This is a genomic window from Cellulomonas sp. ES6 (assembly GCF_030053835.1).
Taxonomy (GTDB): domain Bacteria; phylum Actinomycetota; class Actinomycetes; order Actinomycetales; family Cellulomonadaceae; genus Cellulomonas.
In genome coordinates this window covers 2,941,535-2,962,254 of sequence record NZ_CP125655.1, presented here as the reverse complement: position 1 = coordinate 2,962,254, position 20,720 = coordinate 2,941,535, and the positions used below count along the sequence as shown (strand labels likewise).

Genomic DNA, 20,720 nt, shown 5'->3' with positions numbered 1-20,720 from the left:
CCCTGACGATGACGTCACTCAAGCAGCTGTTCGGCGGCGGAGCCCGCCAGTTCGGCATGGTGTTCGCGCTGATCGCGCTGATCGCGGTGTTCCAGATCGCGACCGGCGGCAAGGTGCTGACGGCGACGAACGCGCAGAACATCATCAACGGCAACTCGTACGTGCTGATCCTCGCGATCGGCATGGTGCTCGTCATCATCGCCGGGCACATCGACCTGTCCGTCGGCTCGGTGGCCGCCGTGGTCGGCATCATCGTGGCGCTCGCGATCCGGGACTGGGGCATCCCCTGGTGGGCGGGCATCCTGCTCGGCCTCGCCGTCGGGGCGGTGATCGGCGCGTGGCAGGGGTTCTGGGTGGCGTACGTCGGCATCCCCGGGTTCATCACCACCCTCGCCGGGATGATGTTCTTCCGCGGCGCGAACCAGTACATCGGCAAGTCCAACACCGTGCCGGTGCCGAAGGAGATCCAGACGCTCGGCGCGGGCTACCTGCCGGAGTGGGGGCCGAACACCGGCCTCAACAACTGGACCCTGGTCCTGGGGGTCGTCGCGATCGCGGCCCTCGTCTACGGCGAGTCCCGGCGGCGCCGGTCCGCCCGGCGCCTCGGCGGCTCCCCCGTCCCGACGTGGGTGTCCGTGGTCCGCGCGGGCGGCCTGTCGGTCGTCGTCGCCGGCGTCACCTGGCTGTTCGGGTCGGGCCGCGTCGGGACGTCGTTCCCGGTGTCCGGCGTCATCCTCGTCGCGCTCGTGCTGATCTACGCGTTCGTGTCCAACCGGACCATCACCGGCCGGCACGTGTACGCCGTGGGCGGCAACAAGGTCGCCGCGTCGCTGTCCGGCGTGAACATCCGCCGCACCAACTTCTTCGTGATGATGAACATGTCGGTGCTCGCCGCGCTGGCCGGCATCGTGTTCATCGGCCGGTCCACCGCGTCCGGCCCGTTCGACGGCACGAACTGGGAGCTCGACGCGATCGCCGCCGTGTTCATCGGCGGGGCCGCGGTCTCCGGCGGTGTCGGCACCGTCGTCGGCTCGCTCATCGGCGGCCTGGTCATGGCGGTGCTCAACAACGGCCTGCAGCTCATGGGCGTCGGCTCCGACAGCACCCAGATGATCAAGGGCCTGGTGCTGCTCGCCGCGGTCGCGTTCGACGTCTACAACAAGATCCAGGGCCGGCCGTCGATCGTCGGCCTGCTGATGCGCTCGCGCCGGCAGACGCAGATCCCCGGGGGACCGGAGGGGCCGGAGTCCGCCGCGCCCGTGTCCGGGTCGGCCCCGGAGACCCTCGCCCAGCGCTGAACCTCCCGCCCGGCCGGGTCCCGGCCGGGGCACGCCACCGCACCCGATGAGGGGTGCCCAACCGAGGGAAGAGTGACACCACCCATGAAGAAGCTGACTGCGGCGCTCGTCGCCGCCGGAGCCGCCGGAGCGCTGATGCTCACGGGGTGCTCGTCCGAGCGCGGCGGGTCCACCGAGGGGTCGTCCGACGGGTCCTCCGAGGCGGCGGCCGGGTTCGCGGCCGACGCCACCATCGGCGTGGCGCTGCCGCAGAAGACGTCGGAGAACTGGGTGCTCGCCGAGCAGCTGTTCAACGACGGCCTCACCGACGCCGGCTTCAAGCCGATCGTGCAGTTCGCGAACAGCGGCGTCACCGAGCAGCAGAACCAGATCCAGGCGATGGTCGAGCAGGGCGCGAGCGTCATCGTGGTCGGCGCGATCGACGGCTCGCAGCTCGGCACGCAGCTGGAGGCGGCCAAGGACTCCGGCGCCTCCGTCATCGCGTACGACCGCCTGGTGAAGAACACCGACGCCGTCGACATGTACGTCGCGTTCGACAACTTCCAGGTCGGCGTCCTGCAGGGCCAGGCGCTGCTGCAGGGCCTCGAGGAGCGCAAGGGCGACGGCCCCTACAACATCGAGCTGATCGCCGGCTCGCCGGACGACGCCAACTCGACGCCGTTCTTCGAGGGCGCCATGAGCATCCTGCAGCCGAAGATCGACGACGGCACCCTCGTCGTCGTGTCGGGCCAGACCTCGTTCGAGCAGGTCGCGACCCAGGGCTGGAAGGCCGAGAACGCGCAGAAGCGCATGGACACCATCCTCGCCGGCTCCTACACGGACACCGAGCTGGACGGCGTGCTGTCGCCGAACGACACCCTCGGCCGCGCGGCCCTGACGTCCGTCTCCCAGGCGGGCAAGGACACCCCGGTGGTCACCGGCCAGGACTCCGAGGTGGAGTCCGTGAAGTCGATCATGGCCGGCGAGCAGTACTCGACCATCTACAAGGACACCCGCGAGCTGGTCGCCCAGACCATCAAGGAGATCCAGCTCCTGCAGAAGGGTGAGGACCCGGAGATCAACGACACCGAGTCGTACGACAACGGGGTGAAGGTCGTCCCGTCGTTCCTCCTGACGCCGGTCATCGTCACGAAGGAGAACGCTGCGGACGTCTACAAGGACGACGACACGCTCTTCCCGCTGACCCAGGGCTGAGCGTCACCCGGAGGGGCGGGCCCGGTGCGGGTCCGCCCCTCCGCCGCGTCCGTGGGATTTCCGCCGGACACCGGGTCGCCCCCGGTCCTAGCGTGAGACCCATGCGGATCTCCCCCGCCCAGGTCGCCGTCGACTGCACCGACCCGTTCGCCCTCGCCGACTGGTGGCGCGACCGGCTCGGCTGGCGGGACGTGTACCGGACCGAGCACCGCGCGCACGCGATCATCGAGGCCGTCGACGGCTCGGGCTGGCGGCTGTGCTTCATCCGCGTGCCGGACCCGACGCCGGGCAAGAACAAGCTGCACCTCGACGTGCACTGCGAGGACCGCGACGTCGCCGCGCGCGAGCTCGTGGCGGCCGGCGCGACGGAGGTGCGGCGCGACGGCATGGACGACTACGGCTGGGTCGTCATGGCCGACCCGGAGGGGAACCTGTTCTGCGTCTCCAGCCCGGGGCGCTGAGCACGCCGGGTCACCCCGCGGTGACCCACTCCTGGGCGAGCACGGCGTACCGGTAGGCGTCGTGCCAGACGGGCCGGCCGTCGGCGTCGTCCTCGAACGACGCGCACCGCCGCTCGTGCCCCTCGCGCCGCATCCCGAGCCGCTCGAGCAGCCGCCAGGACCGCTCGTTGCGCGGGTCGCACCCCGCGACCACCCGGTGGGCGCCCTCGGCGCGGAAGCAGTGGTCGACGACCGCCCGGGCCGCCTCGGTGGCGTAGCCCACGCCGCCGTACCGGGGGTCGAAGACGTAGCCGACCGCCCAGGTGCGCCAGGCAGGCGGCCCCTCGGGCGCGCAGTACACGTGGCCCACGAGCACGTCGTCCTCGCGCCGGACGGCCGCGACGAAGCGCGGGTCACCGGCGCGCCGGGCCGCCTCCCGCTCGGCCCCGTCCCGGGTGACCGGGCCGTAGGGCTCGAACCGCACGACCTCCGCCAGGCCGAGGTACGCGTGCAGCGCGGCCCCGTCGGCCGCGGTGAAGGGCCGCAGGACCAGGCGCGGCGTCGTGGCGTGCACGGCCCGACCGTACGACCGCCGAGCCCCCGCTGTCGCCGGGTTTGCGGCCGTCACCGCCCCGCCGGCCCCGGCGCCCGCGCACCGCGGCGGTCCCCCGCCCGCCACAGCCCGAGCGCCACCGCCCCCAGCGCGAGCGTGCCGAGCAGGGTCACCACCCGCCACACCGCGGTCGCCGCGAGCACCCCCGCCTCGACCTGCTGGCCCCCGGAGGCCGTGAACCAGCCGAGCAGCAGCGCGTCCAGCACGCCGAAGCCGAACAGCGGCAGGATCGTCAGCGGGTAGCAGAGCAGGAACACCCCGAGCACGAGCGTCAGCGGCAGGTCGTCGCCGCGGACGCCCACCGCGCGCAGGGCGAGCAGCAGGATCGCGGCGTCGGCGAGCACCATGCCGGTCAGCGCCGCGAGCGACGGCACCAGCCCCGTGCGCAGCCCGGTCGAGGTCTCCGCCCGCAGCCGCACGGTGCGGGCCGACCACTCCCCCGGGTCGGTGCCGCGGCGGACCACCCGGGCGGCTCGCCCGGCGGTGGTCCCCACCCACGCCGCGAGCCGCTCGTCCCGCAGCAGCAGCGCGAGCCCGGCGAGGACCACCGCGGCCGCCAGCGCGCACAGCCCGCCGACCAGCCAGTGCCGCCGCTCCAGGCCGTGCCCGGCGAGCAGCCCGAGGCCGAGCACCGGCACCGCGAACCGCACGACGTAGAACTGCACCGAGTTGAGCGTGACGCCGGCCATCCCGAGCACCGGGTCCAGCCCCCACGACCGGAACATGGCGACGCGGACCGCGATGTCGGCCGGCGGCGGCGCCACCGTCGCGACCAGGTTGGCGGTGAGGTCGTTCTGCGTCGAGCGGGCGATCCCCAGGCCCGGCAGGAACCGCGTGAGGGGCACCGCGTTCAGCACCTGCCGCAGCAGCAGCGCCCCGGCGAGCGGGAGGACGACCCACGCCTCCAGGCTGCCGAGCGCCGCGCCGACCGCCGCCCAGTCCACCGTCCCGACCAGCCGCGTGACCAGCCGGTACAGCAGCGCCGCCGCGGCGAGCGTCACCGCGACGCGCAGCCACGGCCGCCGGCGCCGCGGCTCACCGGCGGGCGGCACCGCCCCACCACCGGCCGGGACGGCGGCGCTCACCGCTCGCCGTACGCGGAGATCGCCTCCACCAGCAGCCGCGCCCCGAACCCGGTCGCGCCCTTGGTGCGCCACGCGTCGTCGGTCTCGGAGCGCATCGGGCCGGCGATGTCGACGTGCGCCCAGGGCGTCGTCCCGACCCACTCGGCGAGGAACAGCGCGGCGACCGTCGCGCCCGCGGACTCCCCGCCCAGGTTCTTGAGGTCCGCGACCTCCGAGTCGAGCCACGGCCGGTAGCGCGCGTCGAGCGGCAGCCGCCACACCCGCTCGTCGGTCAGCTCCGCGGCGTGCTCGACCAGGTGCACCATCGCGTCGTCGTTGCCGATCACCGCCGCCGTGAGCGGCCCGAGAGCCATGAGCGCGGCGCCGGTGAGCGTCGCGACGTCGAGGATCGCGTCCACGCCGGCCTCCCGGACCAGGTCGACCGCGTCCGCCATCACCAGCCGGCCCTCGGCGTCCGTGTTGACCACCTCGATGGTCCGTCCCGACCGGGTCGTCAGCACGTCCCCCAGCTTGGTCGCCGACCCGGACGGCATGTTGTCCGTGCAGGCCAGGTAGGCGGTGACGTGCACGGGGACGTCGAGCTCGGCGAGCACGGTCATGGCCGCGAGGATCGACCCGGCCCCGGTCATGTCCATCTTCATCGCCGCGTGCATGGCGTTGGACGGCTTGAGGCTGATGCCTCCGGAGTCGTACGTGATGCCCTTGCCGACGAGCCCGAGGTGGCCGCCCCGGGCCGGGCCGGCGGGCACGTGCTCCAGCCGGATCATCCGCGGCTCCACCGCCGACCCCGCGTTGACGCCGAGCAGGCCGCCGCACCCCAGGTCGACCAGCGCCGCCCGGTCGAGCACCTCGACGCGCAGCCCGGCGGCCCCGCCGAGCCGCACCGCGACGTCCGCCAGGCCGGGGGCGGTGAGGTGCCCCGCCGGCGCGCTGGCGAGGTCCCGGGACAGCGCCGCCGCGCGGGCGAGCACCAGGCCGCGCTCGGCCCCGGCGCGCGCCGCGTCGACGCGGTCGGCGGGCACCACCAGCACGATCTCCGTGAGCGGCACGCCGGCGGGCTCGGTGCGCAGCGGGTCGTAGCGGTAGCGGCCGAGGACAGCGCCCTCGACGACGGCCTGCGCCGCGAGCGCCGCGTCCCCGGCCGGCGCCGCCCCCGCCAGCGACGTCACGAGCGTCGCGCGGTGCCCGAGCGCGCGCGCCAGCACCGCCGCGGCGTCCCGGAGCGCGGCCGGCGTGGCCTCGGCGCCGTAGCCGACGAGCACGCGGGGCGACGCGGCGGCCACGTCGAGCACCAGGGTCTGCCCCGGCCGGCCGGCGAACCCCCAGTCCCCGAGCGCCTCCCGGTCGGGCACGCCGTCGGGCAGCGGGCCGCCGACGCCGACGCCGAGGCCGTGCGGGCCGGCGGGCAGCGCGGGGTCGTCCGGCGCGACCACCCGCAGCCGGGTCGCCGGGACGGACGTGGCGGAGGGGACGGGGTCGACGTCGCGCATGGCGGGTCCTCTTCTCTCGTGGTGGGTGTCAGGGGCTGAAGGGCCACACCAGCGGCACCAGGAGGACGGCGACGGCCAGCCAGGCGAGCATCGTGACCAGCCCGAGCCGCCAGTAGTCGCCGAACCGGTAGCCGCCCGGCGCCATCACCATCATGTTGGCGGGGGTGGCGATGGGGGTGAGGAAGGACGCCGCACCGGCGACGGCGACGAGCATGAGCACCGGCGCGGGGTGGACGCCGGACGCCTCGGCGGCGGCGAGCGCGACCGGCACGACGATGAGCACGGTCGCCGTGTTCGACACGATCTGCCCGAGCACCGCGGTCAGCACGAAGAGCGCGACCAGCAGCAGCCGGCCGTCGTCGCCGTCCGGCACCAGCCCGACGATCCCGCCCGCGAGCAGGTCGGCCGCACCGGACGTGCGGATGGCGACGGACAGCGGGATGAGGCCGCCCACCAGCACGACGGTCTGCCAGGAGATCGCCCGGTACGCCTGCTGCGGGGTGACCACGCCGGTGACGACCATGGCGACCGCGCCGAGCAGGCCCGCGACCGCCGGCGCCACGACGCCCGTGGCCAGCAGCACGACCGTGACCGCGAGCACCGCCAGCGCCGCGCCCGCCCTCGGTCCCAGCGCGACCGTCTGCCGGCGCACCGAGTCCGGGCTGTCGACCACGAGCACCTGCTCCGAGGCGGCGAGCGCCTCGATGCGGTCCCAGCTCCCGTGCACCAGCAGCGCGTCGCCCTCCGCGAGCGCCACGGGTCGCGGGCCGACGTCGCGGCCGCGGCGGCTCACGGCCAGCACCGTCGTGCCCGCCCGCACCATGCCCGGGAACACGGCCGTGCCGACGAGCTCCGAGCGGGGGGCGACGAGGACCTCGGCCAGGCCGCGCTGCGCGTCGAGCAGCGCCTCGCGGGTGCGGCGCGTGAGCGGCGTCCGGGCCACCGTGAGGGCCTGGTCGGCCGCGAACGCGGTGACGCCCTCCGCGGGCCCGCTGACCACCAGCACGTCGCCCGGCGTCACCGGGCGCCCGTCGGGGCACGGCCCGCCCGCCGCGTCCTGCGCACCGACGAGCACGACCTCGGGCGGCACCGCCACGTCCCGCAGCGCCGTGCCGGCCAGGGGCGAGGCCGCCGGCACCGCCAGCCGGAAGAACCCGTGGTCCAGCCGGTAGTGCTCGACCAGGGTGTCCACGTGGGCCGAGAAGTCGCGGGGCAGCGTCGCGGGCGTGCGCTCCGGGAGCAGCCGGTCGCCCAGCAGCACCGTGACGGCGATCGTCACGAGCACCAGCGGGGCACCGACCACCGCGAACTCGAGGTACCCGAACCGCTCGCCCGTCGCCCCGGCCAGCGCGTCCGAGGCGATGACGTTGACCGTGCTGCCGCTGAGGGTCAGCAGCGCGCCCGCGCTGGCGGCGTACGCGAGCGGCAGCGCCGCCCGGGACGTCGCCATGCCGGACCGGCGCGCGGCGAGCACCATCACCGGGATCAGCGCCGCCGTGGCCCCGTTGGGGGTGACCACCGCCGCGAGCACCGCCGACAGCAGCATGAGCGCGACGACCACCCGCGTGCGCCCCTGCCCCGTGCGGGCGAGGAGCTGCTGCCCCGCCCAGGCCGTCACCCCGGAGGACTCCAGCCCCTCGCTCAGCACGAACAGCGCCGCGATGAAGACCACCACCGGGTCGCCGAAGCCGGCCAGCGCCTGCTCCGAGGTGAGGACGCCGGTGGCCGCGAGCGCCAGGGCGGTCAGCACCGCCACCACCCCGACGGGCAGCCGGTTCCACACGAACAGCACGACGGCGGCCGCCAGGACCAGCAGGCTCAGGGTGGCGTCGGACATGGTCGCGGGCCTCGGGTGCGGGTTCCGGTGCGCGGGCTCAGAGGTAGATGGTGCCGCCGGGCCCGAGCGGGATCCCGAGCAGGTACCAGACCACCAGCAGCACGGTCCACACCAGCAGCAGCGCCACGGTGTACGGCAGCATCAGCGAGATCACCGACCCCACGCCGACCTTGCGCCGGTACCGCTCCGCGAAGATGACGATGAGCGCGAAGTACGGCATGAGCGGCGTGACGACGTTCACCGGGGAGTCGCCGACCCGGTAGGCGGCCAGGGCGACGTCCGGGGAGATGCCGAGCTGGATGAACAGCGGCACGAAGATCGGCGCGAAAATCGCCCACTTCGGCACGACGCCGCCGATGAAGATGTCGACGATCGCCGTCATGACGATCAGGCCGACGATGAGCCAGACCGTCGGCAGCCCCGCGCGCTCCAGCACGTCCGCCATCTGCACCGCGGCGATGGTCCCCAGCTGGGAGTACGTGAAGTACGCGATGAACTGGCTGATGACGAGCAGCAGGAAGAACAGCCCCGCGAGGCCCGAGATCGTCTTCGTCATCGGGTTGATGACGTCCATGCTGGTGCGGATGGTCCCGGCGCCCCTGCCGTAGCAGTACCCCATCACGAAGAAGTACAGCAGGATCAGGAAGATGATCGACCCCATCAGCGGGGAGTCCTCGATCAGGCTGCCCGTCTCGGGGTTCCGCAGCGGCCCCCAGGACGGCACGGTGAGCAGCAGCACCAGCGCGGTGACGCCGACGAACCCCCAGAACGCGAAGCGCAGCCCGCGCAGCTGCTCCGGCCCGAGCTCGTGCGACGGCGGGGCCGCGGCGTCGCCGTCGGCCGGCTCCGGCGCCTCGTCCTCCCGGTAGGTGCCGAGCCGCGGCTCGACGACCTTCTCCGTCAGCAGCGTCGCCACCAGCGTGATGACGAGCGTCGAGACGATCCCGAAGTACAGGTTCCCGGTGATGGAGACGTGCCGCGCGGGGTCCGCGATCGACTCGTTGGTGATCTCCGCGAGCATCCCGTCGACCGGCGTGACGAGCATGTTGACGCCGAACCCGCCGCCGACGCCCGCGAACGCCGCCGCCAGGCCTGCCAGCGGGTGCCGTCCGAGCGAGTGGAACACCGCCGCCGCGAGCGGGATCAGCACCAGGTACCCGGCGTCGGTGGCGATCGACGACAGCACGCCGAGCAGCACGATGCTGGCGGTCACGAGGCGCCGCGGCGTCACCCTGACCAGGCGCGTGATGAACGCCCCGATCAGCCCGACCTCCTCGGCCAGCCCGACGCCGAGCATCGCGACCATGATGACGCCGACCACGCCGAACCCGTTGAAGTTGGCGACCGGCGACGTGAAGATGAACCGGATCCCGTCGGCCGACAGCAGGCTCTGCGCCTCGACCGTGACCTCCTCGACCTCCGGCTCGGCCGACTGGTACGGCTCGTCGCCGACCAGCGCCTCGCCGCTCGGCTCGACCTGCTCGGAGACGGCGGCCTGCTCGAACGTCACGGACGTCCCCGCCAGGGCGAACGCGTGCGACGCGACGATCAGCAGCCCGATGAGCACCAGGAAGATGATCACCGGGTGCGGGACCCGGTTGCCGGCCCGCTCGACGGCGTCCAGCACGCGCTGCAGACCGGACGGCCGGCCCTCCTGCACCACCTCGGACATGGCGATCCCCTCTCTGGAACCAGCGGCTGGGGTGGGTGGCCGACGCCGGCGCCCGACGGGGCTGCGGCGTCGTGGACGGGTGGGCCGGTCAGCCCTCCGCGGTGGCCCAGGCCGGGTCCTGCGACCCGGCGGGCAGCGTCACGTCGCCCCAGGTGCCGACCGTGACCGTGAGGTCGGCGTCCGGGTCGACGCCGTCCGGCAGCGCGACGACGGAGGTCGCCGGGACGTAGTCGGCGGTGCACGGGTCGTCGGTCGGCTCCGGGAACGTCACCTCGACCGCGGCGTCACCGGCCGCCGTCGCCTCGGGGTCCGCCACCACGGGGCACGTGCTGGACCCGAAGGTCACGACGTACAGCAGGCCGGCGTCCGCGGTCCGGGCCGCCCCGGCCGCGGCGTCCGCCGGCGGGCTGCCCAGCCCGGCGGGGACCCCGAGGGCGGAGGACCCCGCGACCAGGTCGACGTCCGCGGTGCCGTCGTCCGCCGGCGGCTCGCTCGTGCCCGAGCCCGAGCCCGCGTCCCCGGAGGCGCACCCCGCGAGCAGGAGCACCGCCGCGGTGGCCGGCGCGGCGAGCGCGAGCGCCGCCCGCCGCCGCCGGTCCGTCCGGGTCACGACGGTCACGCCGTCCCCAGCGCGCGGGCCTTGAGCTGCTCGAACTGCTCGGCGGTGATCACCCCGTCGCGCAGCAGCCCCTGGGCCGTGGCGATCTCCTGGGCGGGTGCCGTCCCGGCGACCTCGCGGATGTAGGTGTCGGTGCGCTCGCGCTGCTCACGGATGCCGGCGACGCTGCGCTCGGCCATCCCCTTGCCCCGCGCGATCAGGTACACCAGCGCGGCGATCAGCGGGAAGAAGACGAGGAACAGCACCCAGACCGCCTTGGCCACGCCGGACAGGCTGTGGTCGCGGAACAGGTCGCCGATGATCTGGAACATCACCAGCAGGTAGGCGACGAAGAAGAAGATCTCGAGGACGAGGACGAACGACTCCCAGAGGGACATGAGGTGCTCCGATCTCCGACGCTTCCTGCCGGATCAACACGCAGTTGTCATGCCGCGGCACCATTGCCGCATTTCTCGGTCCCGCGCCTCCGGTGGAGGTGAGGCCGACAGTACATCCGCCGAGGTCGGGCGCCTAGAGGCATCTGCCACCGCTCCGGTCACCCCTCGCCGCTGGCCCGTCGCGAGGGGTGCGCCGCGGTGACGGTCCGCGTGGTTGCCGAAGGCACCGGAAATCGCAGCGCACCGCGGTACGTGACCTGTCAGAGAAATACCTACGCAACGCCACGTGCCCGCTCGCACGGCGTCATTCCGCGGATGTCACGGCAGCCTGTCGACGTCCGCGCCGCCACCGTTGGGTGGATCCGGCCCCGCACGTGAGTGGTGGCGGCTGGGGGTGGGGACGGGACCCGCACGCGGCGGGTAATCCGCTCGCGAGGGCGCGCGGCGGCTCCGTAGGGTCGGTGGATGCCTCCCCTCGACCCCACCGCCGTCGGTCCCGTCCTGCACGAGAGCGCCCTGGCCTCCGGCCTGAGCGGCGTCGTCCGGGTGGACCGCGGCGACGAGACCCTGTTCTCCCACGCGTACGGGCTGGCCGACCGCGCCCACGGCGTCGCCGCCACCACGGACCACCGGTTCGGCGTCGCGAGCGTCGCGAAGGGGTTCACGGCGCTGGCGGTCGGGGCGCTGCTCGACGAGGGCCGGCTGCGGCTCGACGACCCGGTGCGGCCGCTGCTCGGCGACGACCTGCCGCTGGTGGACCACCGCGTGACGTGGGACCACCTGGTCAGCCACACGTCCGGCATCGGGGACTACCTCGACGAGTCGGACGACGGCGACATCACGGACCACGTGCTGCCCGTGCCGGTGCACCTGCTGGACGACGCCGAGGCGTTCCTCCCGGTGCTGGACGGCCGCGAGCAGGTGTCGGAGCCCGGCGCCGAGTTCGCGTACAACAACTCGGGGTTCGTGGTGCTGGCGCTGCTGCTCCAGCGGCTCACGGGCACCGAGTTCACGGAGCTCGTCCGGCAGCGGGTGCTCGAGCCCGCCGGCATGACGGCGACCGGCTACCCGCGCGGCGACGAGCTGCCCGGCGACGTCGCCCGCGGCTACCTGCACGAGACCGGCCTGCGCACCAACGTGCTGCACCTGCCGGTGCGCGGCAGCGGCGACGGCGGCCTGGTCACCACGGCCGGCGACCTCGCGCGGTTCTGGCGGGCGCTGTTCGCGCACCGGGTGGTCTCCGCGGGGACGCTCGCGACGCTGGTCGAGCCGCTGCACGAGGCGGAGGAGGACCGGCGGTACGGCCGGGGCTTCTGGCTCGGCGGGGACTCGGACGACGTCGAGCTCGAGGGCTACGACGCGGGCGTCTCGGCGCTGACCCGGCACAGCCCGGGCACCGGCGTGACCGTCACGGTCGTCGCGAACACCTCGGACGGCGCGTGGCCCGTGCTGCGGGCGCTGCGCGACGCCGGGGACGCCTGACCGCTCAGCGCCCCGCGGGCCGCGGGGCGGGCCGGGACAGCCGGCGCGTGACCGCGTGGACGACCACGCCGACCGCGAGCAGCACCCCCGCGAGCGCCCAGTGCCGGGCCTCCTGCTGCGTGAGCAGCACCAGGCACGAGACGACCGCCAGGACGGGCACGGCCGTGGGCGACCGGAAGTGGTCGTGCTCCACCCGCTCCCGCCGCAGCACCAGCACCGCGACGTTCGTCGACAGGAACACGAACAGCAGGAGCAGCACGACGGTCGACGCGAGGTCCACCAGCTCGCCGGTCGCCGCGAGCACCACGGCGACGGCCGTCGTCACCGCGATGGCCACGCCCGGGGTGCGGCGCCCGGGGAGCACCCGGCCGAGCACCGGGGGCAGCAGCCCCTGCCGTGCCATCCCGTACGCCAGGCGGCTGGCCATGATCATCGTGAGCAGCGCGCCGTTCGCGACGGCGACCAGCGCGACCACCGCGAACAGCCCGGGCGGCACCGCGCCGGCGGCCCGCACCACCTCGAGCAGCGGGCCCGAGGACTCCGCGAGCTCCGCCGGGGGCACCACCGCCGGAGCGACGAAGCCCAGCAGCAGGTACATGCCGCCCGCGGTGGCGAGGGCGCCGAAGAGGGCCCGCGGGTAGACGCGCGACACGTCGCGGACCTCCTCCGCGAGGTTCGCCGACGTCTCGAAGCCGACGAACGAGTAGAACGCGAGCAGCGCGCTGCCGAGCACCGCCAGCCACACCGACGAGCCGTCCGGCGCCGACACCGCCCCGTCGAGGTCCGCGTCGCCGCGCCCGATGACCCACGCACCGAGGACCACGACGAGCACCAGCCCGGCGGACTCGACGACCGTCATGCCGACGTTGGCCCACAGGGACTCCTTGATGCCCCACGCGTTGACCAGGGCCACGACCACGAGGAACACGATCGCCGCCGGCACCTGCGGGACGTCGAGGAACGCGGAGAGGTACTCGCCGGTGAACGCGAGCGCCAGGCCCGCGGCGCTGACCATGCCGGCCGCGAGCATGCAGAACCCGACCAGGAACGCGACGAGCGGGCTGCGGTAGGCCCGCTCGGCGAACACCGCCGACCCGCCCGCCTGCGGGTACTTGGTGACGAGCTCGGCGTACGAGAACGCCGTGAGCAGCGCCATCGCGAGCGCGATCCCGAAGGACAGCCACACCAGCCCGCCGGCCTGGCCGGCCATCTCCCCGATCAGGGCGTAGATGCCGGCGCCGAGGACGTCGCCGAGGATGAACAGGTACAGCAGCGGCCCGGTCACGGCCCGGCGCAGGCCGGTGCCGGAGGTCCCGCTCGCCGTGGGCGCGGTGGAGGTCACCCGCCCGAGTCTCCGGTGCCCGCCGCCGGAGCGCGCGTCGAGCGGCGGCGGGACGGTCGCCTCAGGCCGCGGGCGTGCCGCCGGACCCGCTGCCGCCGCGCCCGCCCAGGCCCTGGACGAGCTCGACCAGGTCCAGCCCCGTCTGGGCCTTGAGCAGCGTCGCGAGCTCCTGGACGCCGGTCGACACCTGCCCGGGCAGGCGGGACGCGCCGTCCTTGTCGATGACCGTGATGCCGTCGATCGACCCGAGCGCGTCGGCGTAGGGCTGCGCGACCTTCGGCAGGGCGTCGAGCACCATCTGGAGCCGCGCCGACTCGGGGAACGCCTGGTAGGCGTCCGACTCCGCCTTGATCGCGGCGGCGCGGGCCTCGCCGCGGGCCTGCTCGGCGGCGGCCTCGGCCTCGCCGCGGGCCTGGATGCCGTCCGCCTCGGCCTTCGCGAGCGCGAGCGCGCCCTCGGCGCGGCGCTGCTGCTCGACGAGCGCGGCCTCCGCGCGGGCGCGGGCGGCGGACGCCTCGGCCTCCGCCTGCGCGGTGGTGCGCTGCGCCTCGGCCTCGTACCGGCGGATCGCGGTGGTCTTCGCGGCCTCAGCCTCCTGCTCCGCGGCGTACTTGCGGGCGTCGGCCTCCTGCTTGGCCTCGTACGTGCGGGCCTCGGCGGGCTTGCGGACCTCCGTCTGGAGCTCCTGCTCACGCAGCGCGGCCCGGCGCTGGGCGACCTGCTCCTGCTGCTCGAGCACGCCCTGCTGCGCCTCGGCCTCCGCGCGCTCCTGGGCGGCCTCCGCGTCGGCGCGGGCCTTGGCGGTCTGCTGGGCGATCTCGGCGTTGCGCAGCGCGAGGGCCTTGTTGGACTCCGCGATCTGCACCGCCGCCTCGTTGGAGCGCTCGGTGCTCTCCTGGCGGGCCTGCGCCTCGGCGATCTCCGCGTCCCGGGCCACGGCGGCGGCGCGCGGGCGACCGAGGTTGCGGATGTAGTCGCCCGTGTCCTCCACGGTCTGGATCTCGAAGTTCTCCAGGACGAGGCCGCGCTCGGCGAGCATCGGCACGGCGATGTCCTTGACCTCCTTCGAGAACTCCTGCCGCTCGTAGAGGATCGACTCGACGGTGAGCGTGCCGGCGATGGTGCGGAGCACGCCGACGAGGACCTCGCTGGTCTGCTGCTCGATGACCTGCTCCTGGCTGCGGCCCGCGAACCGCTGCGCGGCCGCCCGCACCATGCGCTCCGTGCCGCCGACCTTCACCACGGCGATCGACCGCAGCGTGACGCCGACGCCGCTCTTGGTGGTGGCGTCCTCCGCGGTCACCGGGAAGCTCTGCGACGCCAGCGACAGGCGCGCGACCTGCTCGAAGATCGGCTTGACGAACGTGCCGCCGCCGATGACGACGCGCTGGCCCGACAGGTCCGTCGTCTCGTCGCCCGTCTCGGGGTTGATGACCGGCGTCCCGCTCTTGCGGCCCGTGATGATGAGCGCCTCGTCGGGGGTCGCGATCTTGAACCGCACCTTGGCGTAGATCGCCCCGACGATCGCGAGCACGACCAGCAGCACGACGGCACCGGCGACGACCAGGACGGTTCCTGCGATCTCCATGGGACTCCCTCGGGCGTGGCCGGGCGGCCGGGCGGGCGGGTGTGCTCCGACTCTAGAGGGCCACGGCCGGGCGCGGACGTCGTCCACAGGCCCCGTCCGGCGCGGGCAACGTCCGGCGCAGCTCAGCTCCCACGGGCGGCACCGCGCGGCACCGCCCGGTCAGACCGTGCGCACCGACGCCCGTGCGTGCAGCGGCAGCGGCAGCCGGTGCACGACGCCGTCCTCGCCGGCCGGGCCGCCCTGCACCTGCTCCAGCAGCAGCTCGACGGCGCGCCGGCCGAGGGCCTCGTGGGGGATCGCGAACGAGGTCAGTCCGGGTCGCAGCCACTCGGCCAGGGGGTAGTCGTCGAACGACACCACGGAGACGTCGTCCGGCACCTCGAGGCCCGCCTCGCGCAGCGCCTGGTACGCGCCGAACGCGATGCGGTCGTTGAAGCACAGGAGCGCGCCGGGCCGCGGGTGCGCCGCGAGCAGCTCCCGCGTCGCGGTGTAGCCGTAGGGCGGCAGCCAGTCGTCGCACACGTGGCCGGAGGCCGGGGCGAGCCCGTGCGCGGCGAGCTCGGTGAGGATCCCGGCCAGGCGCTCGGTGCCCGCGACCGTGCCGGGGGCGACGTCCCCGGGGTGCGGGCCGCCGCCGACCAGGTGGATGTCCCGGTGCCCGGCCTCGACGAGCAGCCGCGCCGCCTGCCGGCCGGCCTGCTCCTCGTCGGGGATGACCGCCGGCATCGGCGTCGGGTCGGACGGGACGGTGTTGAGCAGCACCGTGGGGACCCGGCCGGTCTGGGGGGCGGGCCGGGTGCGGGTGAACATCGAGGCGAGCACGATGCCGTCCACCTGCCGGTCGAGCATGGCGTCGAGCAGCTGCTGCTCGGCCTCGTCGTCGCCCTCGGTCTCACCGATGAACAGCAGGAACCCGTGCTCGCGCGCCGCCTCGATGGCGCCGCGGATCATGTCACCCGCGAGCTGCGACGTCGCGACGGTGTCGGAGATGAAGCCGAGGGTGCGGGTGGTGCCCTTGCGCAGCCCGATGGACACGATGTTGGGGCGGTAGCCCAGCTCGCCGGCGGCGGCGCGGACGCGCTCCTGGACGGCGCGCGAGATGCGCAGCTCGTCGCCGCGCCCCGACAGCGCCAGCGACGCGGTCGTCGAGGACACGCCGGCGGCGCGCGCGACGTCCGCGAGCGTCACCCTGCGACCCACGTGCGTGTCCCTCCGTCGGCGCGATCCTAGCGGCGGCCCGCGGGCGCGGTGCCACGTCCGGGAGCCGGGCGCGAGCAGGGCGCGGGCCGCGAACCGTGACGAATCCGTGACCGGCGTCGGCTTGACGTGCGCGCCGTCCCGGGACGACAGTATGCGTGCTAAGTCGATTTAGCACCGGCCTCCGGGCCGCTCCTCGATGAAGGGAGACACCGGTGTCTCGAATGAGCACGAAGGGCCGGCGGGCCGCCGCAGCGACGTCGCTGTGCCTCGCGGGCCTGCTGGCCGTGACGGCGTGCAGCGCACCCGGCGGCGGCACCAGCGACACGGACGACTCGGCGACCGGCGGGTCGGCCACAGGCGACGCCACGGCGACCTGCGGCACCGACCCGGTGACGCTCAGCGCGTACATCGAGACGGGCTTCCCCATGCCCAAGGACCTGTTCGCCGAGTTCACCAAGCAGTACCCGAACGTGACGTTCGACGTCCGCGAGGACCAGTTCGCGGTCATCACGCAGAACGCCCCCCGGGTGCTGGCCGACGACCCGCCGGACCTCATGCGCCTGCCGCAGATGTCCGAGCTCGCGAAGGACGGCCTGCTGCTCGACCTCGACGGCTACGCCAGCTCGATGGGCTGGGACCAGTGGCCCGCCTCGCAGCTCGTCCAGCTGCGCGTCGACGACGACGGCGCCCGCGGCGAGGGCCCGCTGTACGGCATGGGCCTCGGGTTCTCCATGACCGGCGTGTTCTACAACAAGGACCTCGCGGCGCAGATCGGCGTCACGGAGCCCCCGGCCACGCTCGCCGAGCTCGACGACATGATGCAGAAGGCCAAGGACGCCGGCATCACGCCCGCCGCGCAGTTCAACGGCGGCGCCACCGGCGGCCTCGCGTTCCCGCTGCAGGCGCTCATGGCGTCCTACGGCGACACCACCGAGATCAACGACTGGATCTTCCAGCGGTCCGGCGCGACCATCGACACGCCGACCAACCTCGAGGCCGCCGAGCACCTGAAGTCGTGGATCGACGCCGGCTACTTCGCCGACGACATCAACTCCCTCGACTACTCGATGATGATGAGCCGGTTCATGGAGGGCGAGAGCCTCCTGATGTTCAACGGCGACTGGGAGTCGGGCAACCTCGACGCGCAGATGCCGGGCGAGGTCGGGTTCTTCCTCATGCCGCCGCTCGAGGAGGGCGGCGACCTGGGCGCCATGTCCGCGCCGCTGACCTTCGGGATCGGCGCGCAGGCGGAGCACCCGGACTGCGCGGCGTTCTTCTTCGACTGGGCGGCGACCAACGAGGAGGCCCGCACCATCCAGGTCGAGGTCGGCGGCTCGCACCCGCTGGGCCTGGCGGACGCGTTCATGCCGGACGTCGACGCGGACTCCGTGACCGCGCAGACGCTCGCGGCCGGCGCGACCATCGGCGAGAAGGACGGCGCGATGGACTTCATCGCCAACGCCACCGGCGCGATCTACGCCAAGGGCTGGACGCCGAACCTGCAGAAGCTCGTCGCGGGTCAGCAGGACCCGGCCGGGATGCTCGCCGACGTGCAGAAGCAGTACGAGAGCGAGATCGGCGGCTGATGATGCGGATGCGGACGACCGGTCGTCCCGGTCTCCGCGAGGCGGCCGAGCAGCCGCACGGCCTGGACGACAGGCGCCGCGCCCTCCGGGCGCGGCGCCTGCGCCGGGGCTGGGTCGCGCTCGCCCTCGTGGTGCCGGCGGCCGTGGTGTACGTGGTGTTCGTGCTGCGGCCCCTGGCGCTGACCGTGCAGTACTCGTTCTACGACTGGAACGGCATCTCGGCCGCGACGTGGGTCGGGATCGACAACTACACGCGGCTGCTCGGGGACTCGGAGATGTTCGGGTCCATCCTCAACGCGCTGCAGCTCATCATCTACTTCAGCTTCGTCCCGGTGCTGCTGGGCCTGCTGACGGCGGCGATCATCCGGAAGTTCGCCACCAGCCGCCTGGCGCTGGTGTCCCGGACCGTGCTGTTCCTGCCGCAGGTCATCCCGCTGGTGGCCGCCGGCATCATGTGGACCTGGCTGATGTCGTCCGACGGGCTCGTCAACCAGGTGCTGCGGGCGGTCGGCCTCGACTCGCTCACCCGGGCGTGGCTCGGCGACTTCCAGACCGCGCTGCCCGCGGTCGGCGTCATCGGCGCCTGGGTCGCGCTCGGCCTGTGCATGCTGCTGCTGCTCGCCGGCATGACCAAGATCGACCCCGCCCTGTACGAGGCCGCGCGCCTCGACGGCGCCGGCGCGGTCCGCGAGTTCTTCGCGATCACGCTGCCGAGCCTGCGCCAGGAGCTGGGCGTGTGCATCACCGTGACGGTGATCGCCGCGCTCGCCAGCTTCGACATCGTCTACATCTCCACGCAGGGCGGGCCCGGCAACGCCACGCTCGTCCCCGGCCTGGAGATCTACTACCTGGCGTTCTTCAGCCGGGAGGTCGGCCAGGCGTCCGCGCTCGCGGTGGCGTTCATGGTGCTCGTCCTCGCCATCGTGCTGCCGATCCAGCGCCTGACCCGGGAAGGTGACCGGTGATCGTCTCCCGCCGCGAGGCGTGGCTGAGCCGCGTCCTGCTGATCCTGCTGATGGTCATCACCATCGCCCCGTTCGTCAGCCTGTTCCTCACGGCGCTGCACCCGTCGGGCTCCTACCCCGCCGGCCTGTCGCTGCCCGAGCAGCCGCAGTGGCACAACTTCGTCGACGCGTTCCAGGCGGCGAACATGCGCGCGCTGCTGTGGTCGAGCGTGCTCATCGAGATCGGCACGGTCCCGCTGTCGCTGCTCATCGCGACGCTCGCCGGGTTCTCGCTCGGGCACCTGCGCCCGCCGGGGCACCGGTGGATCTTCCTGGCGTTCGTGCTCGGGCTGACCCTGCCGTTCCAGGGCGTGATCGTGCCGCTGTACTACCAGATGCGCGACCTCGGCCTGCTCAACACCCGGTGGGCGATCATCCTGCCGCTGCTCGGCCTGTACATGCCGTTCGCGGTGATGTGGATGCGCGCGCACTTCGTCAACATGCCGGAGGACCTGTCGGAGGCCGCCCGCATCGACGGCGCCGGCACGTGGCAGCTGTTCAGCCGCATCCACCTGCCGCTGTCCGCGCCCGCCCTGTCGTCGCTCGGGATCCTGCTGTTCCTGTGGACGTGGAACCAGTTCCTGCTGGCGGTCGTGCTCGTCGACGACCCGACGAAGCGCACGATGGCCGGCGCCCTCGGGGCGTTCCAGGGCCAGTGGGGCACGGACATCCCGCTGCTGTGCGCCGGGTCGCTGCTGATCCTCACGCCGACCCTGATCGTGTTCCTGGCGTTCCAGCGGCAGTTCGTCTCCGCGCTCATGCAGGGGGCGGTCAAGGGATGACGACCGTCTCCGAGCTGCGGCGGCCCCCGTTCGACCCCGAGATCGCCGCGGCGCTCACCGAGCACGCCTCCGACGTGGTCGTCGGGGTGCCGCAGGACGGGATCGCGTCGCTGCACGACCGTCACGTCGAGCCGGACCTCGGCCCGCTCGAGGCGCGGTACCGCATCGAGGAGCGGACGGTGCCCGCCCCCCGGCCCGGCGGGAGCGACGTGCCCGTGCTCGTGCTCCGGCCGCACGGCGCCACGGCCCCGACGCCCGTGATCGTGCACCTGCACGGCGGCGGGCTGGTCACGGGGTCGGTCCGCGACAACGTGGCCGACGCCTGCGAGCTCGCCGACGAGGTCGGCGCGACCGTGGTGTCGGTGGACTACCGGCTGGCCCCGGCGCACCCGTACCCGGCGGCGCTCGAGGACGCCTACGCCGCGCTGGTGTGGGTGGTGGCGCAGGCCGCCGAGCTCGGGGTCGACCCCGACCGGGTGCTGCTCGGCGGGATCAGCGCGGGCGGGGGGCTGGCCGCCGCCGTGGTCCTCGCCGCCCGGGAGCGCGGCGGCCCCGCCCTGGCCGGGCAGCTGCTCGTGTGCCCGATGCTCGACGACCGCGACGGCGACGGCTCCCCCGCGCAGATGCGCGGCCACGGCTCCTGGGACGCCGACGTGAACCGGGAGGCCTGGCGCGCCTACCTGGGCGACGCGCAGGGCGGGGACGACGTCCCGGCCACGGCGGCGCCCGCGCGGGCCACCGACCTGTCGTGCCTGCCGCCGACGTTCGTCGACGTCGGGTCGGCCGAGACGTTCCGGGACGAGTGCGTGGCGTACGCGGCGCGCATCTGGGCGGCCGGCGGCGACGCCGAGCTGCACGTCTGGCCCGGCGGCTGCCACGCGTTCGACGTGTTCGTGCCCGGCGCCGCGCTGTCGCAGGCGTCCCGCGCCGCGCGCCGCGCGTGGGTGCGACGGCTGCTCGGACCCCGCGCGCCCGAGGGGCATGCGCCGCCCGCGGCGTTCCCCGCCCTGTGACAGCGGCGGCCCCGCGGCCGCCGACCCCGAACCCACCGGCACCGACCCGCCACCGACCTGCCGCCACCGACCCGCCCGCGACCCGGGCGGACCGACCG

18 protein-coding genes are annotated in these 20,720 nt (G+C 74.1%); 8 read left to right on the top strand and 10 right to left on the bottom strand.

Going from position 1 to position 20,720, the window contains the following annotated elements; genetic code table 11:
- The first annotated feature begins 8 nt into the window (after positions 1–8).
- From mmsB to P9841_RS13795, 3 genes are all read left to right on the top strand, one after another.
- Positions 9–1,298, top strand: coding sequence for a multiple monosaccharide ABC transporter permease (gene mmsB, locus P9841_RS13805; RefSeq protein ID WP_283319224.1), 1,290 nt, complete (start codon positions 9–11; stop codon positions 1,296–1,298).
- A gap of 84 nt (positions 1,299–1,382) precedes the next feature.
- On the top strand, positions 1,383–2,492 hold the full coding sequence (locus P9841_RS13800) for a substrate-binding domain-containing protein (protein WP_283319223.1): 1,110 nt from the start codon (positions 1,383–1,385) through the stop codon (positions 2,490–2,492).
- Between the two features lie 101 nt (positions 2,493–2,593).
- Positions 2,594–2,953, top strand: a complete 360-nt coding sequence (locus P9841_RS13795; protein WP_283319222.1) for a VOC family protein — start codon at positions 2,594–2,596, stop codon at positions 2,951–2,953.
- A 10-nt stretch (positions 2,954–2,963) separates the two neighbouring features.
- Here P9841_RS13795 and P9841_RS13790 read toward each other — a convergent pair whose 3' ends face one another.
- The 7 genes from P9841_RS13790 to P9841_RS13760 form a co-directional block, all read right to left on the bottom strand.
- Positions 2,964–3,506: a GNAT family N-acetyltransferase gene (locus P9841_RS13790; protein WP_283319221.1), complete on the bottom strand. Its 543-nt coding sequence runs from the start codon at positions 3,504–3,506 to the stop codon at positions 2,964–2,966.
- Between the two features lie 50 nt (positions 3,507–3,556).
- On the bottom strand, positions 3,557–4,597 hold the full coding sequence (locus tag P9841_RS13785) for a lysylphosphatidylglycerol synthase domain-containing protein (RefSeq protein ID WP_283319220.1): 1,041 nt from the start codon (positions 4,595–4,597) through the stop codon (positions 3,557–3,559).
- 29 nt (positions 4,598–4,626) lie between these two features.
- Positions 4,627–6,120 (bottom strand): leucyl aminopeptidase family protein, encoded by a 1,494-nt coding sequence (locus P9841_RS13780; protein WP_283319219.1) that lies wholly within the window; start codon positions 6,118–6,120, stop codon positions 4,627–4,629.
- Between the two features lie 28 nt (positions 6,121–6,148).
- On the bottom strand, positions 6,149–7,957 hold the full coding sequence (locus P9841_RS13775; protein ID WP_283319218.1) for an SLC13 family permease: 1,809 nt from the start codon (positions 7,955–7,957) through the stop codon (positions 6,149–6,151).
- Between the two features lie 37 nt (positions 7,958–7,994).
- Positions 7,995–9,629, bottom strand: coding sequence for an AbgT family transporter (locus P9841_RS13770; protein WP_283319217.1), 1,635 nt, complete (start codon positions 9,627–9,629; stop codon positions 7,995–7,997).
- 88 nt (positions 9,630–9,717) lie between these two features.
- Positions 9,718–10,248 carry a hypothetical protein gene (locus tag P9841_RS13765; protein ID WP_283319216.1) on the bottom strand — a complete coding sequence of 177 codons (531 nt, stop codon included), beginning with the start codon at positions 10,246–10,248 and terminating at the stop codon, positions 9,718–9,720.
- On the bottom strand, positions 10,245–10,625 hold the full coding sequence (locus tag P9841_RS13760; RefSeq protein WP_283319215.1) for a PLDc N-terminal domain-containing protein: 381 nt from the start codon (positions 10,623–10,625) through the stop codon (positions 10,245–10,247). Before P9841_RS13760 ends, P9841_RS13765 begins: the two co-directional genes overlap by 4 nt.
- Before the next feature lie 465 nt (positions 10,626–11,090).
- On the opposite strand from P9841_RS13760, the gene P9841_RS13755 reads away from it, so the two are divergent.
- Complete coding sequence (locus tag P9841_RS13755; protein ID WP_283319214.1) at positions 11,091–12,107, top strand: serine hydrolase domain-containing protein; 1,017 nt, start codon at positions 11,091–11,093, stop codon at positions 12,105–12,107.
- 4 nt (positions 12,108–12,111) lie between these two features.
- On the opposite strand, the gene P9841_RS13750 is transcribed toward P9841_RS13755, so the two are convergent.
- The 3 genes from P9841_RS13750 to P9841_RS13740 form a co-directional block, all read right to left on the bottom strand.
- Positions 12,112–13,449: an APC family permease gene (locus tag P9841_RS13750; protein ID WP_283319213.1), complete on the bottom strand. Its 1,338-nt coding sequence runs from the start codon at positions 13,447–13,449 to the stop codon at positions 12,112–12,114.
- Between the two features lie 61 nt (positions 13,450–13,510).
- Positions 13,511–15,037, bottom strand: a complete 1,527-nt coding sequence (locus P9841_RS13745) for an SPFH domain-containing protein (protein WP_283319212.1) — start codon at positions 15,035–15,037, stop codon at positions 13,511–13,513.
- A 159-nt stretch (positions 15,038–15,196) separates the two neighbouring features.
- Entirely contained in the window at positions 15,197–16,237 is a 1,041-nt protein-coding gene (locus P9841_RS13740) for a LacI family DNA-binding transcriptional regulator (protein ID WP_283319211.1), read from the bottom strand.
- Between the two features lie 221 nt (positions 16,238–16,458).
- On the opposite strand from P9841_RS13740, the gene P9841_RS13735 reads away from it, so the two are divergent.
- Genes P9841_RS13735 through P9841_RS13720 form a run of 4 tightly spaced genes read left to right on the top strand, consistent with a single transcriptional unit; the run spans position 16,459 to position 20,622 of the window.
- Positions 16,459–17,823: an ABC transporter substrate-binding protein gene (locus P9841_RS13735; protein WP_283319210.1), complete on the top strand. Its 1,365-nt coding sequence runs from the start codon at positions 16,459–16,461 to the stop codon at positions 17,821–17,823.
- Positions 17,823–18,788, top strand: a complete 966-nt coding sequence (locus tag P9841_RS13730; RefSeq protein ID WP_283319209.1) for a carbohydrate ABC transporter permease — start codon at positions 17,823–17,825, stop codon at positions 18,786–18,788. Before P9841_RS13735 ends, P9841_RS13730 begins: the two co-directional genes overlap by 1 nt.
- A complete protein-coding gene (locus P9841_RS13725) occupies positions 18,785–19,609 on the top strand; it encodes a carbohydrate ABC transporter permease (RefSeq protein ID WP_283319208.1) in 825 nt (274 codons plus the stop codon). The genes P9841_RS13730 and P9841_RS13725 overlap by 4 nt, the downstream gene beginning before the upstream one ends.
- On the top strand, positions 19,606–20,622 hold the full coding sequence (locus P9841_RS13720; RefSeq protein WP_283319207.1) for an alpha/beta hydrolase: 1,017 nt from the start codon (positions 19,606–19,608) through the stop codon (positions 20,620–20,622). The genes P9841_RS13725 and P9841_RS13720 overlap by 4 nt, the downstream gene beginning before the upstream one ends.
- Positions 20,623–20,720 lie beyond the last annotated feature (98 nt).